The following is a 13,291-nucleotide window of genomic DNA, read 5'->3' as shown; positions in this document are numbered from 1 at the left end:
CTAAAAATCGGCGCGATGCAAAAAGTTATTCAATAACGCATGTCCCTGCTCGCTCAGAATACTTTCCGGGTGAAACTGCACGCCTTCCAGATCCCACTGACGATGGCGAATCCCCATGATCTCTTGCGTCTCGCTCCAGGCGGTCACCTCAAAGCAGTCCGGTAATGAAGGCGGATCGATCAACAAAGAGTGGTAGCGCGTGACGGTTAATGGATTATTCAGGCCGCGAAAAACGCCCTGCCCGGTATGGGTTATCGGAGAGGTTTTCCCGTGCATAACCTGTTGCGCCCGGACAATGCGAGCGCCAAAAACCTGGGCGATGGCCTGATGACCGAGGCAGACGCCGAGAATCGGCAACGTGCCAGCATAGTGGCGAATAACCTCCAGCGAGATACCCGATTCATCCGGCGTGCAGGGGCCTGGGGATATCACGATCTTTTTGGGGGCCATAATCGCAATATCCGCCAGGGTGATCTCATCATTACGCCTGACCTCGACCTGCGCCCCCAGTTCGCAAAAGTACTGATACAGGTTCCAGGTAAAAGAGTCGTAATTATCAATAAGCAGGATCATGGCGGCCTCATCATTTTAAGCCGCCCTATTCTACTCAGTTTCGACGGCTTCGCTTACCACTTTGCCGAAGATCTCGCACAGCGGTTTTAGGTCACCCATCGCCCCGGTCTGGTTCGCTTTACTCCAGTTTTCCGGGTCGACGCCACGCCAGTCCAGCCGGTATCCGGCATGCAGCGCAAGCTGCTCAAAGAAAATCCGCTGGGCAATGCCATTGCCAATACGAAATGGGTGCAGCACATTGATTTCACAGTAGTAATGCGCCAGTCGCTCAATAAATTCTTCCTTCCCAAGCCCCTGTAGCCACTCTTCGTCTTCCAGCGACTGCATTAACGCATTACCCTCTTTTTCGATGTATTCGAAATGGCAGAAACGCGTATCTCCCTGATAGATATCTACTTCGCGCACCTGTCCCGCCCAGTCGAAGACATCCTGGTAAATATGACGGTGAATGGCGCACAGATGGGGCAGCCCTCGGGCCAGCGGACCCAGTTCCAGCGTGGCGGCACGTAACGCGGTGAGCTCCCATGCCGCCTGTTCCAGCCGTTGCGCCTCGCGAATACCCAGCCTGTTGCGCATAACATTGATGCCAGAGTAGAAGTAAGGATCGCGACCGTCGCCGAATTTATCGCTCATAGTGCCTCCTTAGCTCTTCAATACGCGCCAGCGCTTCATCGGCTGTAAGCGTTACCAGCGGGCTTTCAACGCCTTCAAGACGCCTGCTGGCCTGAAAATTGACATTACGGTCTTGCTCCCAGAGACGGGATTTTTGTCGGTCGGTGAGTTTTTTGGTCATAACGCCTCCCTGATGTCTCGCTCATGTGCCACAAGTATAAGCAGCAATTTCGCGTCACGCAGGGAGGAGAACACGCACAGGCCGGGCGGCCCGTGCGAAAAAAAGATTATGGCAGGACTTTAGCAGAGAGGATAACAACCGGTTTTGTCGGCACATTCTGGTAAGGACCGACGTCGTGGGTTGGAACCTGAGAAATCTTGTCGGCGACATCCATCCCTTTGACAACTTTACCAAATACCGCATAGCCAAAATCACGTTGACCATGGTCCAGGAAGGCGTTGTCAGCGACGTTAATGAAGAATTGACTGGTGGCGCTGTCTTTATCTGCGGTACGGGCCATGGAGATGGTGCCGCGCGTATTGCGTAAACCGTTATCGGCTTCGTTTTTAATGGGCGGGTTAGGCTGTTTTTGCTGCATTTGCTCAGTAAAACCGCCACCCTGAACCATAAAACCCGGGATCACGCGGTGAAACGTGGTGTTGTTATAAAAACCGTTATTCACATAATCCACAAAGTTTTTCACCGACACGGGGGCTTTCTGACTGTTCAGCTCCAGTTCGATGTTGCCGGCTGACGTGGTGAGCAGAACATGGGGATCACCTTTTGCCGCCAGTGCGGAAGAGGAGATTGCAGAAAGGGCACAAACAGCCGCAATTGCCGCCAGAGTCGATTTAACCATGAGGTTTCCTTAACGAAATACAGGTAAGAAAGCGAGTGGCTTGATTCTAAAGAGCACTCCGCCACCAGGCCAGCCTTTTACTTAATTTTACGCAATTGAAACATATGTTACGCAGGCTGACCACGCATTGTGTGGTCATTCTGCTATCAGCTTCACTCACTCTTGCGATGAAACGCCACTTCTTCACCGCCACTGTCCGTCTGAATCCAGGTTTGCGCAGGTTGCGTGGTAGCAATCACCCGCCCCTGGCGAATGGACCAGCGCACCGGCGACTGACATCGCACCGCGTCAAAACCGCTCTCAACCGGCAAAATGATCATATTCGCCGGGTTACCCGTCTCAATACCGTAATCATCCAGACCAAAGGTTCTGGCGCTATTATCGGTAATCAACCGCAGGCCATCGTCGATTTGCTGATACCCCATCAACTGGCAAACATGCAAACCCATATGCAGCACCTGCAACATATTGCCCGTGCCGAGTGGATACCAGGGATCAAAGACATCATCATGGCCGAAGCAGACGTTAATCCCGGCGGTCAGCATCTCCTTCACGCGGGTGATCCCACGCCGCTTCGGATAATCATCAAAACGCCCCTGCAGATGGATATTCACCAGCGGATTGGCGACAAAGTTGATACCGGAGAGTTTCAGCAAGCGGAAAAGGCGAGAAGTATAGGCGCCGTTATAGGAGTGCATCGCCGTTGTGTGGCTGGCGGTAACGCGCGGCCCCATTTCCATTTTCAGCGCCAGCGCGGCGACCGTTTCGACAAACCTCGACTGTTCGTCGTCGATCTCGTCACAGTGAATATCCAGTGGTCGGTCATATTTCTGCGCCAGTTCAAAGGCGATATGCAGTGATTCCACCCCATACTCGCGGGTAAATTCAAAATGGGGAATCGCCCCTACCACATCCGCGCCAAGCTGTAAGGCCTCTTCCAGCAACGCTGCGCCGTTGGGGTAAGACAAGATCCCCTCTTGCGGGAAGGCGACGATTTGCAGGTCTATCCAGGGGGCGACTTCCTGTTTCACTTCCAGCATTGCTTTGAGCGCTGTCAGCGTCGGGTCGGAGACATCGACATGGGTGCGTACATGCTGAATACCGTTCGCCATTTGCCATTTTAACGTCTGCCAGGCGCGCTTTTTCACATCATCATGGCTGAGTAACGCTTTGCGTTCCGCCCAGCGTTCAATCCCCTCAAATAGCGTTCCCGACTGATTCCAGTTTGGCTCGCCTGCGGTTTGGGTGGTATCCAGGTGAATGTGCGGTTCAATGAACGGCGGCAGCGCCAGCCCGCCCCTGGCGTTTAAGACTTCGTAACTTTCATGTTGTGGGGCGCTCATCGGGGTGATGTCACCGAAGTGGCCCTTCTCAATCGCGATTTGCCATAGCCCTTTTCGCCCAGGTAAATGAACGTTCTGAACCAGCCAAAGTGGTGTTGCCGTCATGCTTCTACCCCCTGGTTATCACTGAAACGTTGTTTCAGGCAATTGCCATAAATTCACATCTTTTTTTGTACACAATTTCCACAATTCTGAAAAGCCTGACAGATCCGCGACTTATAAAAAACCATCAAAATCAATTATCTACCCATTAAGTGGTAGGTGAAGATGTATTTGACCTGCATCAATAAGTGCCGGGGCTGAATCGTTAAGGTAGGCAGTAATAGAAAAGAAATCGAGGCAAAAATGAGCAAAGTCAAACTCGCTATAATCGGTAACGGCATGGTCGGCCACCGTTTTATTGAGGATCTCCTCGATAAAGCAGATGCCAGCCAGTTCGATATTACCGTTTTTTGTGAAGAACCCCGTAAAGCCTACGATCGCGTTCACCTGTCTTCCTACTTTTCGCATCATACTGCGGAAGAACTGTCGCTGGTACGTGAAGGTTACTACGAAAAGCACGGCGTTAACGTTCTCGTTGGCGAACGTGCGATTACCATCAACCGCCAGGAGAAAGTAATCCACTCCAGCGCCGGTCGTACCGTCTATTACGACAAACTGATCATGGCGACTGGCTCTTACCCGTGGATCCCGCCTATTAAAGGCTCCGAAACCCAGGATTGCTTTGTTTACCGCACCATTGAAGACCTCAACGCCATTGAATCCTGCGCTCGTCGCAGCAAACGTGGTGCGGTGGTCGGCGGTGGCCTGCTCGGTCTGGAAGCCGCCGGCGCACTGAAAAACCTCGGCGTTGAAACGCACGTTATTGAATTTGCTCCCATGCTGATGGCTGAACAGCTCGATCAGATGGGCGGTGAACAGCTTAAACGCAAGATCGAAAGCATGGGTGTGCGTGTGCACACCAGCAAAAACACCAAAGAGATCGTCCAGGAAGGAACAAGCGCGCGTAAAACCATGCGCTTTGCCGACGGTACCGAGCTGGAAGTCGACTTTATCGTCTTCTCAACCGGTATTCGCCCGCGCGACAAACTGGCGACCCAATGTGGGCTGGATGTCGCGCAGCGTGGCGGTATCGTGATTAACGACACCTGTCAGACCTCTGATCCGGATATCTACGCGATTGGCGAATGTGCGAGCTGGAATAGCCATGTGTACGGTCTGGTCGCACCGGGCTACAAAATGGCGCAGGTCGCCGTGGACCATATCCTCGGCAATGCTAACGCCTTTGCGGGTGCAGACATGAGCGCCAAGCTGAAACTGCTGGGCGTGGACGTTGGCGGTATCGGCGATGCACATGGTCGCACGCCGGGCGCACGTAGCTACGTTTACCTCGACGAAAGCAAAGAAGTCTACAAACGCCTTATCGTTAGCCCTGACAACAAAACCCTGCTCGGCGCGGTACTGGTGGGTGACACCAGCGACTTCGGCAACCTGTTGCAACTGGTGCTGAATGCTATCGAACTACCGGAAAACCCGGATGCCTTGATCCTGCCTGCACACGCCAGCAGCGGCAAACCGTCTATCGGCGTGGATAAACTGCCGGACAGCGCACAAATCTGTTCCTGCTTCGACGTCACCAAAGGCATGCTGGTCGCCGCCATCAACAAAGGCTGCCACACCGTTGCCGCACTGAAAGCAGAAACCAAAGCCGGTACTGGCTGCGGCGGCTGTATTCCGCTGGTCACCCAGGTGCTGAACGCCGAGCTGGCGAAACAGGGCATCGAAGTCACCAATAACCTGTGTGAACACTTCGCCTACTCCCGTCAGGAGCTCTATCACCTGATTCGCGTTGAAGGCATTAAATCTTTCGACGAGTTGCTGGCGAAATATGGCAAAGGCTACGGTTGTGAAGTGTGTAAACCAACCGTGGGTTCTCTGCTGGCCTCCTGCTGGAACGAATACATTCTGAAACCGCAGCACACGCCGCTGCAGGATACCAACGACAACTTCCTGGCAAACATCCAGAAAGACGGCACCTACTCCGTGATCCCGCGCTCTGCCGGAGGCGAAATCACCCCGGAAGGGCTGATGGAAGTGGGCCGTATCGCCCGCAAATTTAATCTCTACACCAAAATCACCGGCTCACAGCGTATTGGCCTGTTTGGTGCGCAGAAAGACGATCTGCCGGAAATCTGGCGTCAGTTGATTGAAGCAGGCTTCGAAACGGGTCACGCGTATGCTAAAGCGCTGCGAATGGCGAAAACCTGCGTGGGCAGCACCTGGTGCCGCTACGGCGTGGGGGACAGCGTGGGCTTCGGCGTTGAGCTGGAAAACCGCTACAAAGGCATCCGCACTCCGCACAAAATGAAGTTTGGCGTTTCCGGCTGTACCCGTGAATGTGCCGAAGCACAGGGTAAAGATGTAGGCATTATCGCTACTGAAAAAGGCTGGAACCTGTATGTTTGCGGCAACGGCGGGATGAAACCACGCCATGCGGATTTGCTGGCGGCGGATCTCGACCGTGAAACCCTGCTCAAATACCTCGACCGTTTCATGATGTTCTATATCCGCACGGCCGACAAACTGACCCGTACGGCCTCCTGGCTGGATAATCTGGAAGGCGGCATCGCTTACCTCAAAAGCGTCATCATCGACAACAAACTGGGTCTGAACGACCAGCTTGAAGCCGAAATGGCGCGCCTGCGCGACGCTGTTATCTGCGAATGGACAGAAACCGTCAACAACCCGCAGGCACAGGTTCGCTTCAAACACTTTATCAACAGCGACAAACGCGACCCGAACGTTCAGGTTGTGGCAGAACGCGAGCAACATCGTCCGGCAACGCCATATGAACGCATCCCGGTCAAAATGGTGGAGGAAACCGTATGAGCCAGTGGAACACTATCTGCAAAATTGACGATATCGTCCCGGCAACCGGCGTCTGTGCCCTGCTGAATGGCAAACAGGTGGCCATTTTCCGCCCGCGTCACGATGACCAGGTTTACGCGATCAGCAATATCGACCCGTTCTTTCAGGCAAGCGTGCTGTCGCGCGGCCTGATTGCCGAGCACAACGGGGAGTTGTGGGTCGCCAGCCCGCTGAAAAAACAGCGTTTCCGCCTGCGTGACGGCATGTGCCTTGAAGATGAAAGCCGTTCTGTCGACCATTTCGACGCCCGTGTAAAAGACGGTGTGGTGCAACTTAAAGCGTAATTTCCAGTGGGGGTGCAATGCCCCCGCTTTTTAAACCTTTTTCTTTTTTAACTTTGGGTAATCAACACTATGTTTACAGACACTATTAATAAGTGTGCGGCTAACGCTGCGCGCATTTCACGCCTCTCGACAAATAATCCTGTGGGTTTCTGGATAAGCTCCGCTATGGCTGGCGCTTATGTGGGCTTAGGGATTATTTTGATTTTTACCCTCGGTAACTTACTTGACCCGTCAGTGCGTCCGCTGGTGATGGGCGCAACCTTCGGTATCGCCTTAACACTGGTTATCATCGCAGGGTCCGAACTCTTTACCGGCCATACCATGTTCCTGACTCTCGGTGTGAAAGCAGGCACCATCACTCAGGGCCAGATGTGGACCATTCTGCCGCAAACCTGGCTGGGTAATCTGTTAGGTTCCGTTCTGGTTGCGCTGCTGTATAACTGGGGTGGTGGTAGCTTACTGCCGCTGGATACCAGCCTTGTGCATACCGTTGCACTGGCCAAAACCAACGCGCCCGCAGGCGTGCTGTTCTTTAAAGGCGCGCTGTGTAACTGGCTGGTTTGCCTGGCAATCTGGATGGCGATTCGTACCGAAGGCGCCGCAAAGTTCCTCGCCATCTGGTGGTGTCTGCTGGCCTTTATCGCCTCTGGCTACGAGCACTCCGTTGCCAACATGACGCTGTTTGCCCTCTCGTGGTTTGGTCACCACAGCGAATCGTATACCCTCTCTGGAATTGGTCATAACCTGTTGTGGGTAACCCTGGGCAATACTTTCTCCGGTGCCGTGTTTATGGGCCTGGGTTACTGGTATGCTACGCCGAAAGCGGAGCGTCCGTCTGCAACCCAGACAGCGAAGAGCCAACCAATAACAACCCATTAATAAAGACACAAATAATTCGAGCCGCAGGCAACGCACCTGCGGCTCGCAGAATGATGTGTATTTGAGGTGATGTCGTGGACCATTTACCCATTTTTTGTCAATTACGCGACCGCGCCTGCCTGCTGGTAGGCGGCGGGGATGTTGCCGAACGTAAAGCCCGACTTTTGATGGATGCTGGTGCACGGCTTACCGTTAACTCACTCACCTTCGTTCCCCAGTTTCATGTGTGGGCTAACGAAGGGATGCTGACGCTGGTAGAAGGCGGTTTCGACGAGCGCCTGCTCGACCCTTGCTGGCTGGTGATTGCCGCGACCGATGATGAAGCGGTTAACCAACAGGTCAGCGACGCGGCGGAATCCCGCCGTATCTTCTGTAACGTGGTGGATGCGCCGAAGCAGGCGAGTTTTATCATGCCCTCCATTATTGACCGTTCTCCATTGATGGTTGCCGTCTCTTCCGGCGGTACCTCTCCGGTGCTGGCGCGTCTGTTGCGTGAAAAACTTGAATCGGTTCTTCCCCAGCATCTTGGGTACGTTGCCAGCTATGCTGGCAAACTGCGTCGCCGCGTAAAAGAGCACTTTGCCAGCGTTGCCGAACGCCGCCGCTTCTGGGAAAAACTGTTTGTTAACGACCGTCTCGCACAGTCGCTGGCAAATCAGGATTCTCCGGCTGTTGAAGCCATTACCGGGCAACTGCTTGCCGAGCCGCTGGATCATCGTGGCGAAGTGGTGCTGGTCGGCGCAGGCCCGGGCGACGCCGGTTTGTTGACGCTCAAAGGGTTGCAACAAATCCAGCAGGCCGACGTGGTGGTGTATGACCGCCTGGTCTCAGATGAAATCATGAATCTGGTACGTCGCGATGCCGACCGGGTGTTTGTTGGCAAACGCGCGGGTTATCACTGTGTGCCGCAGGAAGAGATTAATCAGATTCTGCTGCACGAAGCGCAACAGGGCAAACGTGTAGTGCGCCTGAAAGGGGGCGATCCGTTTATCTTCGGACGCGGCGGTGAAGAGCTGGAAACCCTGTGCCATGCAGGCATTCCCTTTTCGGTTGTCCCAGGCATTACCGCAGCCTCAGGGTGTTCTGCTTACTCAGGCATTCCGTTAACCCACAGGGATTATGCCCAGAGCGTACGCCTGGTCACGGGGCATTTAAAAACTGGCGGCGAACTGGACTGGGCAAATCTGGCGGCAGAAAAACAGACGCTGGTCTTCTATATGGGGCTGAACCAGGCGGCGACCATTCAGGAAAAATTGATTGAGCACGGCATGCAGGCAGATATGCCCGTCGCGCTGGTAGAAAACGGCACCTCGGTAAAACAGCGTGTCGTCAGCGGAGCTTTGACGGAGCTGGGTGAACTGGCCCGGCAGGTAGATAGCCCGGCGCTTATCATCGTTGGCCGCGTCGTCGGCCTGCGCGACAAGCTAAAGTGGTTTTAACATTTCCTTCCACAGGTTAGTCATTTCGCAGAGGTAACCCGGATAGGCGCTTGCGCCGCATCCGGGAGTCCCGGCAGCCCGACTCCATAATTCCGGAACCCACCCGGATTATTTAAATATTAAAATCAATAACTTAAACATCATATAGCGTCACAATTGCTCTCTCGTCGCAAATTTGTGATCTCTCTCGCCAATACAATTCATCATGTGTTGTTATATTGATTATGTGTCGTCATATACTGAAATAAGCCGTTGGCTGTCGGCGGATTTCAGGCGACACCCTTTTGACCCTACATACAACATTCTAAGAAAGGTATTGATATGGAAAGCCAGGAACTTCAACGCAAGCTCGGCTTCTGGGCCGTGCTCGCTATCGCCGTCGGGACAACCGTCGGTTCCGGTATTTTCGTTTCAGTGGGAGAAGTTGCAAAAGCGGCAGGATCGCCGTGGTTAACCGTACTCGCCTTTGTGATTGGCGGTCTGATCGTCATTCCACAAATGTGTGTCTACGCCGAACTCTCAACCGCCTACCCTGAAAACGGCGCGGATTATATTTATCTGAAAAATGCGGGCAGCCGTCCGCTGGCCTTTCTCTCCGGCTGGGCCAGCTTCTGGGCCAACGATGCCCCCTCATTATCGATTATGGCGCTGGCGGTGGTCAGTAATCTCGGCTTCCTGATGCCGCTCGATCCGCTCACCGGCAAGCTGGTGGCAACGGCGTTAATCATCATGTTTATGCTGCTGCATCTGCGCTCCGTCGAAGGCGGCGCCGCCTTCCAGACGCTGATCACCATCGCCAAGATTATTCCCTTCACCATCGTTATCGGCATTGGCATTTTCTGGTTCAAAACCGACAACTTCGCCGCGCCAGCAACTACGGCCACCGTTACTGCGGCCTCCGGCATTATGGCACTGCTGGCGGGCGTATCGGCCACCAGTTGGTCTTATACCGGTATGGCCTCCATCTGCTATATGACCGGCGAAATCAAAAACCCCGGCAAGACCATGCCGCGCGCATTGATTGGCTCCTGCCTGCTGGTTCTGGTGCTCTACTCCCTGCTGGCGCTGGTTATTTCCGGTCTGATGCCTTTTGAAAAACTGGCGGCCTCCGAAACGCCCATCTCCGACGCCCTGACCTATATTCCGGCGCTGGGCAGCATGGCGGGCATCTTCGTGGCGATCACTGCGATGATCGTTATTCTTGGCTCGCTTTCCAGTTGCGTGATGTACCAACCGCGCCTGGAGTATGCGATGGCGAAGGACAAGCTGTTTTTCAAATGCTTCGCCCATGTTCACCCGAAATACAACACCCCGGATGTATCAATTATTTTGCAGGGAGCGCTCGGGATCTTCTTCATCTTCGTCTCCGATCTGACCAGCCTGCTCGGCTACTTCACGCTGGTGATGTGCTTCAAAAACACCCTCACCTTCGGCTCGATTATCTGGTGTCGCAAACGCGACGACTACAAACCGCTCTGGCGCACGCCCCTGTTTGGCCTGATGACATTCCTTGCCATCTGCTCAAGCCTGATCCTCGTCGCCTCTACCTTTGTCTGGGCGCCTATTCCTGGTCTGATCTGCGCCCTGATCGTTATCGCCACCGGTCTGCCCGCTTATGCCTTCTGGGAAAAGCGCAATCGTCGGCTGGCCGCACTTTCGTAAACCCGTCTGGAGAAACGTTACATGTTGGATATTGATAAAAGCACCGTGGATTTCCTGGTTACCGAAAATATGGTGTCGGAAGTGGAGAAAGTTCTGCAACAGGATGTTCCCCGCGTTCACGGCATCGTTGATGAAATGTTGCGTCGCGGCATTGACCGGATCTATTTCGTGGCCTGTGGCTCGCCGCTCAACGCTGCGCAAACGGCGAAGCATCTTGCGGATCGTTATTCCGATTTACAGGTTTACGCGATGTCTGGCTGGGAGTTTTGCGATAACACCCCGCACCGCCTGGACAACCGCTGCGCGGTGATAGGGGTATCGGATTACGGCAAAACCGAAGAGGTCATTAAAGCGCTGGAACTAGGCCGTGCCTGTGGCGCACTGACCGCTGCCTTTACTAAAAAACCGGACAGCCCGATCACCGTCCCGGTGGAGTATGTTGTGGACTACCAGGCCGACTGCATCTGGGAAATCCATCTGCTGCTCTGCTACAGCGTGGTACTGGAGATGGTGACCCGCCTCGCGCCGAATGCGGAAATTGGCAAAATCAAAACCGATCTGCAGAAACTGCCGCAGGCACTGGGCTACCTGGTGCGTAACTGGGAAGAGAAAGGTCGTCAGCTTGGCGAGCAGGCAAGCTCATGGCCGATGATCTACACCGTTTCCGCCGGCCCGCTGCGCCCGCTGGGCTACAAGGAAGGGATTGTTACCCTGATGGAGTTTACCTGGACACACGGCTCGGTTATTGAGAGCGGGGAATTCCGCCACGGCCCGCTTGAAGTGGTGGAGCCTGGCGTCCCCTTCCTGTTCCTGCTCGGCAATGACGAAAGCCGCCACACCACTGAGCGTGCCATCCGCTTCGTCAAAGAGCGTACCGATAACGTCATCGTGATTGATTACGCCGACATTGCCCAGGGCCTGCACCCATGGCTGGCACCCTTCTTGATGTTCGTGCCGATGGAGTGGCTCTGCTACTACCTGTCGATTTACAAAGATCACAACCCGGATGATCGTCGCTATTACGGCGGCCTTGTGGAGTATTGATTTCGCTATCCGGCCCGACCGGGCCGGTTTTCCTTAAAAGGAGCAGAGCAATGAAAACAGGCATGTTTACCTGCGGTCACCAGCGTTTACCGGTGGAAGAGGCGTTTCGCGACGCGCATGAACTGGGCTATGACGGTATCGAATTGTGGGGCGGGCGTCCCCACGCTTTCGCCCCCGATTTGAAAGCGGGAGGGATTAAGCAAATCAAAGCACTCGCCCGCACATACCAGTTGCCCATTATCGGCTACACGCCAGAGACCAACGGCTACCCGTGGAATATGATGCTGGGCGATGAACGGATGCGCCGCGAAAGCCTGGATATGATCAAACTGGCGATGGATATGGCCAAAGAGATGGGCGCAGGCTTCACATTGATTTCCGCTGCCCATGCCGGCTATCTGACCACACCGGATGTAATCTGGCAGCGTCTGGCCGATAACCTGCATGAACTGTGCGAGTATGCGCAGGACATTGAGATGGATCTGGTGCTCGAACCACTTACGCCCTATGAGTCCAACGTGGTCTGCAATGCCAATGACGTGCTACGCGCTTTCTCGCTTGTCCCCTCGCCACGTCTGTACAGCATGATTGATATCTGCGCCCCCTGGGTGCAAGGCGAACCGGTGATGAGTTACTTCAATAAGTTGGGGAATAAACTTCGCCATTTGCATATCGTCGACAGCGACGGCGCAAGCGACAGCCACTATATCCCCGGTGAAGGCAAAATGCCGCTGCGGGAGCTGATGCGCGATGTTATCGCCAGCGGCTACAACGGTTATTGCACGATCGAGCTGGTGACCATGTACATGAACGAGCCGCGTCTCTTTGCCCGTCAGGCACTGGAGCGCTTTCGCGCGTTGCTGCCGGAGGAAAGCGCATGAAACGGCTGGCGACCATTGGCGATAACTGTGTCGACATCTATCCGCATCTCGGTAAAGCCTTTTCCGGCGGCAATGCGGTGAATGTTGCGGTTTACAGCACCCGTTACGGCATGCAGCCTGGCTGTGTGACATGGGTTGGTGAAGACGAATATGGTCGGATGTTAAAGGACGACCTGGCAAAGATGGGGGTCGACACCAGCCATGTGCATGTCAAACGCGGCGTCACCGCGCAAACGCAGGTAGAGCTGAAAGGTAATGATCGGGTGCTGGGCGACTATACCGAAGGTGTCATGGCAGAATTCACTCTGCAGGAGAGTGATTTTGCCTGGCTTGATGGCTATGACATTATTCACTCCGCTATCTGGGGACACGCTGAAAGCGCCTTTCCCCGGCTGCATGCGGCGGGCAAGCTGACGGCTTTTGACTTTGCCGATAAATGGGACAGCCCGCTCTGGCAAACCCTGCCGCCGCATCTCGATTTTGCCTTCGCCTCGGCGCCGCAGGAGGACACGGCGTTAAGGGAGCGAATGCAGGCGATAGTTGCGCACGGCGCAGGCATCGCTGTCGTCACGTTGGGTGAAAATGGCAGCATCGCCTGGGATGGCGAGCAGTTTTACCGCCAGGCCGCGGCTTGCGTTGATGTCATCGATACCATGGGCGCAGGGGACTCGTTTATTGCAGGCTTCCTCTGCGCTGTGGCCTGCGGCAGGCCGCTGACTGTGGCAATGGAGCAGGGTACATTCAGCGCGGCGCGTACCATTCAATACCATGGCGCATGGTAATACT

General features: G+C 54.6%; 13 protein-coding genes. 8 read left to right on the top strand and 5 right to left on the bottom strand.

Going from position 1 to position 13,291, the window contains the following annotated elements; genetic code table 11:
* The 5 genes from pabA to C5523_RS02055 all read right to left on the bottom strand — a co-directional run bounded on the left by pabA (position 1) and on the right by C5523_RS02055 (position 3,493).
* Positions 1 to 573, bottom strand: a complete 573-nt coding sequence (gene pabA, locus C5523_RS02075; protein ID WP_041851409.1) for an aminodeoxychorismate synthase component 2 — start codon at positions 571 to 573, stop codon at positions 1 to 3.
* Positions 574 to 603: 30 nt separating this feature from the next.
* The gene (locus tag C5523_RS02070) at positions 604 to 1,206 is read right to left on the bottom strand and encodes a putative adenosine monophosphate-protein transferase Fic (RefSeq protein ID WP_108700534.1); all 603 of its coding nucleotides are present in this window, start codon (positions 1,204 to 1,206) and stop codon (positions 604 to 606) included.
* A complete protein-coding gene (locus C5523_RS02065) occupies positions 1,196 to 1,366 on the bottom strand; it encodes a YhfG family protein (protein ID WP_064572417.1) in 171 nt (56 codons plus the stop codon). The genes C5523_RS02070 and C5523_RS02065 overlap by 11 nt, the downstream gene beginning before the upstream one ends.
* A gap of 106 nt (positions 1,367 to 1,472) precedes the next feature.
* Entirely contained in the window at positions 1,473 to 2,045 is a 573-nt protein-coding gene (gene ppiA, locus C5523_RS02060; protein WP_041851407.1) for a peptidylprolyl isomerase A, read from the bottom strand.
* A gap of 152 nt (positions 2,046 to 2,197) precedes the next feature.
* Positions 2,198 to 3,493, bottom strand: coding sequence for a cytosine deaminase (locus C5523_RS02055; RefSeq protein WP_108700533.1), 1,296 nt, complete (start codon positions 3,491 to 3,493; stop codon positions 2,198 to 2,200).
* A gap of 240 nt (positions 3,494 to 3,733) precedes the next feature.
* On the opposite strand from C5523_RS02055, the gene nirB reads away from it, so the two are divergent.
* From nirB to frlD, 8 genes are all read left to right on the top strand, one after another.
* Complete coding sequence (gene nirB / locus C5523_RS02050) at positions 3,734 to 6,277, top strand: nitrite reductase large subunit NirB (protein WP_108700532.1); 2,544 nt, start codon at positions 3,734 to 3,736, stop codon at positions 6,275 to 6,277.
* Positions 6,274 to 6,600, top strand: a complete 327-nt coding sequence (gene nirD, locus C5523_RS02045) for a nitrite reductase small subunit NirD (protein ID WP_041851404.1) — start codon at positions 6,274 to 6,276, stop codon at positions 6,598 to 6,600. The genes nirB and nirD overlap by 4 nt, the downstream gene beginning before the upstream one ends.
* Before the next feature lie 69 nt (positions 6,601 to 6,669).
* Positions 6,670 to 7,479 carry a nitrite transporter NirC gene (gene nirC, locus C5523_RS02040; protein WP_108700531.1) on the top strand — a complete coding sequence of 270 codons (810 nt, stop codon included), beginning with the start codon at positions 6,670 to 6,672 and terminating at the stop codon, positions 7,477 to 7,479.
* Between the two features lie 74 nt (positions 7,480 to 7,553).
* The gene (gene cysG, locus C5523_RS02035) at positions 7,554 to 8,918 is read left to right on the top strand and encodes a siroheme synthase CysG (RefSeq protein WP_079497015.1); all 1,365 of its coding nucleotides are present in this window, start codon (positions 7,554 to 7,556) and stop codon (positions 8,916 to 8,918) included.
* A 321-nt stretch (positions 8,919 to 9,239) separates the two neighbouring features.
* The gene (gene frlA / locus C5523_RS02030) at positions 9,240 to 10,580 is read left to right on the top strand and encodes a fructoselysine/psicoselysine transporter FrlA (protein ID WP_041851401.1); all 1,341 of its coding nucleotides are present in this window, start codon (positions 9,240 to 9,242) and stop codon (positions 10,578 to 10,580) included.
* Between the two features lie 21 nt (positions 10,581 to 10,601).
* Positions 10,602 to 11,624, top strand: coding sequence for a fructoselysine 6-phosphate deglycase (frlB, locus tag C5523_RS02025; protein ID WP_108700530.1), 1,023 nt, complete (start codon positions 10,602 to 10,604; stop codon positions 11,622 to 11,624).
* Between the two features lie 50 nt (positions 11,625 to 11,674).
* The gene (frlC, locus tag C5523_RS02020) at positions 11,675 to 12,505 is read left to right on the top strand and encodes a fructoselysine 3-epimerase (RefSeq protein ID WP_071194939.1); all 831 of its coding nucleotides are present in this window, start codon (positions 11,675 to 11,677) and stop codon (positions 12,503 to 12,505) included.
* Positions 12,502 to 13,287, top strand: coding sequence for a fructoselysine 6-kinase (frlD, locus tag C5523_RS02015; RefSeq protein WP_108700529.1), 786 nt, complete (start codon positions 12,502 to 12,504; stop codon positions 13,285 to 13,287). Before frlC ends, frlD begins: the two co-directional genes overlap by 4 nt.
* The last annotated feature ends 4 nt before the right edge of the window (positions 13,288 to 13,291 follow it).

The organism is Phytobacter sp. SCO41, assembly GCF_003073275.1.
Taxonomy (GTDB): Bacteria; Pseudomonadota; Gammaproteobacteria; order Enterobacterales; family Enterobacteriaceae; genus Phytobacter; species Phytobacter diazotrophicus.
This window is presented reverse-complemented; position numbering and strand designations above follow the sequence as displayed.

Excerpts from the sequence above, each read along its gene's own strand:
- pabA (WP_041851409.1), bottom strand. The coding sequence starts at position 573 with ATGATCCTGCTTATTGATAATTACGACTCTTTTACCTGGAACCTGTAT.
- C5523_RS02070 (WP_108700534.1), bottom strand. The coding sequence starts at position 1,206 with ATGAGCGATAAATTCGGCGACGGTCGCGATCCTTACTTCTACTCTGGC.
- C5523_RS02065 (WP_064572417.1), bottom strand. The coding sequence starts at position 1,366 with ATGACCAAAAAACTCACCGACCGACAAAAATCCCGTCTCTGGGAGCAA.
- ppiA (WP_041851407.1), bottom strand. The coding sequence starts at position 2,045 with ATGGTTAAATCGACTCTGGCGGCAATTGCGGCTGTTTGTGCCCTTTCT.
- C5523_RS02055 (WP_108700533.1), bottom strand. The coding sequence starts at position 3,493 with ATGACGGCAACACCACTTTGGCTGGTTCAGAACGTTCATTTACCTGGG.
- nirB (WP_108700532.1), top strand. The coding sequence starts at position 3,734 with ATGAGCAAAGTCAAACTCGCTATAATCGGTAACGGCATGGTCGGCCAC.
- nirD (WP_041851404.1), top strand. The coding sequence starts at position 6,274 with ATGAGCCAGTGGAACACTATCTGCAAAATTGACGATATCGTCCCGGCA.
- nirC (WP_108700531.1), top strand. The coding sequence starts at position 6,670 with ATGTTTACAGACACTATTAATAAGTGTGCGGCTAACGCTGCGCGCATT.
- frlA (WP_041851401.1), top strand. The coding sequence starts at position 9,240 with ATGGAAAGCCAGGAACTTCAACGCAAGCTCGGCTTCTGGGCCGTGCTC.
- frlB (WP_108700530.1), top strand. The coding sequence starts at position 10,602 with ATGTTGGATATTGATAAAAGCACCGTGGATTTCCTGGTTACCGAAAAT.
- frlC (WP_071194939.1), top strand. The coding sequence starts at position 11,675 with ATGAAAACAGGCATGTTTACCTGCGGTCACCAGCGTTTACCGGTGGAA.
- frlD (WP_108700529.1), top strand. The coding sequence starts at position 12,502 with ATGAAACGGCTGGCGACCATTGGCGATAACTGTGTCGACATCTATCCG.